3 protein-coding genes are annotated in these 2,427 nt (G+C 33.2%); all 3 read left to right on the top strand.

What is annotated here, in order from left to right:
• Positions 1-841: ComEA family DNA-binding protein (locus B0E44_RS00120; RefSeq protein WP_371594317.1), on the top strand; the 841-nt coding region annotated here is incomplete at its 5' end.
• Between the two features lie 17 nt (positions 842-858).
• Entirely contained in the window at positions 859-1,998 is a 1,140-nt protein-coding gene (locus tag B0E44_RS00125) for an acyl-CoA dehydrogenase family protein (protein ID WP_077370181.1), read from the top strand.
• 139 nt (positions 1,999-2,137) lie between these two features.
• A complete protein-coding gene (gene rpsU / locus B0E44_RS00130; protein ID WP_024982054.1) occupies positions 2,138-2,335 on the top strand; it encodes a 30S ribosomal protein S21 in 198 nt (65 codons plus the stop codon).
• Positions 2,336-2,427: the final 92 nt, after the last annotated feature.

Below are 2,427 nucleotides of genomic sequence, written 5' to 3' on the forward strand. Positions count from 1 at the left end.
GCAGTGCACAGGGATTTTATTGCTTTTTACTATTATTATAGGATTGCAGACACTATATTTTACTGTTGATTTTAGTTTAGCAGCCAAATCTTTTCCTGAAAAGGAAAAATGGTTGGCTTTGCAGTCAGGCATTGATTCGCTTCGATCAGTTAAATATAAGGTTCATCCAAATATCTATCCTTTTAATCCCAATTTTATTTCGGATTATAAAGGTTATAAACTCGGAATGTCTGTTAAAGAAATCGATAGGCTTTTGGATTTTAGAAAAGATAATAAGTTTGTTAATTCTGCCAAAGAATTTCAAGATGTAACAAAAGTTTCAGATTCATTATTGAATGTGATTGCTCCATTTTTCAAATTCCCTGATTGGGTAAATCATAAAAAGGATTTTAAAGAATATAATTATACTCGAAATTCGGCTTTCGCCAAAAAAGAGAAATTAACTTTAATCGATATCAATCAAGCAACAAAAGAAGATTTGATTAAAATAAACGGGATCGGAGAGGCGCTTTCGATTCGGATTTTGACCCAAAAAGAAAAGTTAGGTGGATTTGTTTCGATGGATCAGCTCAAAGATATTTGGGGATTGTCACCAGAAGTAATTCTGAATTTAAATACTCATTTCAAGATATCAAAACTTCCTAATTTGAATAAAATTGATGTCAATAATGCTTCAATAAAGGAGCTTTCTCAATTTTTTTATTTCAAATATGACTTAGCGCGGCAAATTGTTAAATATAGAAGTATGAATGGTGATTTTAAAAATATTGAGGATTTGATAAAAATTAACGGCTTTCCTGTTGAAAAAGCAAATTTTATTGCCTTATATTTGGACTTTTAATATAAAAGACATTTATGATGAATTTTGATTACAACGAAACACAATCTTTAATAGCACAATCTATAAAAGATTTTGCCGAAAAAAATATAAGACCTTATATAATGGAGTGGGATGAAGCTCAAATTTTTCCAATTCCGCTTTTTAAAAAGCTGGGAGAAATGGGATTTATGGGAGTTTTGGTTCCAATAGAATTAGGAGGCTCAGGATTGGGATATCATGAATATATCACGATTGTGGAGGAAATTTCAAAAGTTGATCCTTCTATAGGTCTGTCTGTTGCGGCGCATAATTCATTATGTACCAATCATATTTTGACTTTTGGAAACGAAGAGCAGAAGAAAAGATGGATTCCGAAACTGGCAACAGCCGAGCATATTGGCGCTTGGGGCTTGACGGAGCACAATACAGGATCCGATGCTGGAGGTATGAATACAACTGCGGTGCGTGACGGTGATTTTTGGGTGGTAAATGGTGCCAAAAACTTTATTACGCATGCTATTTCCGGGGATATTGCTGTAGTAATTGTTCGCACTGGCGAAAAAGGAGATTCCAAAGGAATGACTGCATTTGTATTCGAAAAAGGAATGCCTGGATTTACTTCTGGGAAAAAAGAAAATAAATTAGGTATGCGTGCCAGTGAAACGGCTGAATTGATTTTCGACAATTGTCGTATTCCAGATGCCAATAGATTGGGTGAGGTAGGACAAGGTTTTATTCAAGCTATGAAAATTCTTGATGGGGGAAGAATTTCCATTGGAGCATTGTCATTAGGAATTGCAAAAGGGGCATATGAGGCAGCTTTGAAATATTCAAAAGAAAGGCATCAGTTTGGGCAGCCTATATCAGATTTTCAGGGAATCTCTTTTAAATTAGCCGATATGGCTACCGAAATAGAAGCCTCGGAATTATTATTGCACAAAGCGGCTTTCCTTAAAGAGCAACATAGGCCTGTAACTACATTAGGGGCAATGGCCAAAATGTATTCATCAGAGGTTTGTGTAAAAGTAGCTAATGATGCTGTGCAAATACACGGAGGGTATGGTTATACCAAAGATTATCCGGTAGAAAAATTCTATAGAGATTCAAAATTATGCACAATAGGTGAAGGAACTACTGAAATTCAAAAAATTGTAATTTCAAGGAATTTGTTGAAATAGATATTTGAAAGGAACTTCGTTTTTTTTGTTGAGTAATTCTATAGTGAAAAATAAAACGCAAAAAAATATTTAAAATTAGTGTTCGAAATTCAAAATAATGTTTACTTTTGCGCACTTAACGAAAGGGGGTGATAAAATTATGTTAATTATACCAATTAAAGACGGAGAAAATATCGATAGAGCACTTAAGCGCTACAAAAGAAAATTCGATAAAACTGGAACTGTAAGACAACTAAGAGCACGTACTGCTTTTATTAAGCCATCAGTTATCAATAGAATGAAATTTCAAAAAGCTGCTTATATTCAAAACATGAAAGATGGTTTAGAAAATATCTAGTAGATTTCTATTTAAATAAAATTACCGTTAGTAATTAAAGTTTCTTAACTTTGATGCTAACGGTTTTTTTTTATGTCTACAAATAATAAAGA

Source organism: Flavobacterium sp. A45, from assembly GCF_002001005.1.
Classification (GTDB): domain Bacteria; phylum Bacteroidota; class Bacteroidia; order Flavobacteriales; family Flavobacteriaceae; genus Flavobacterium.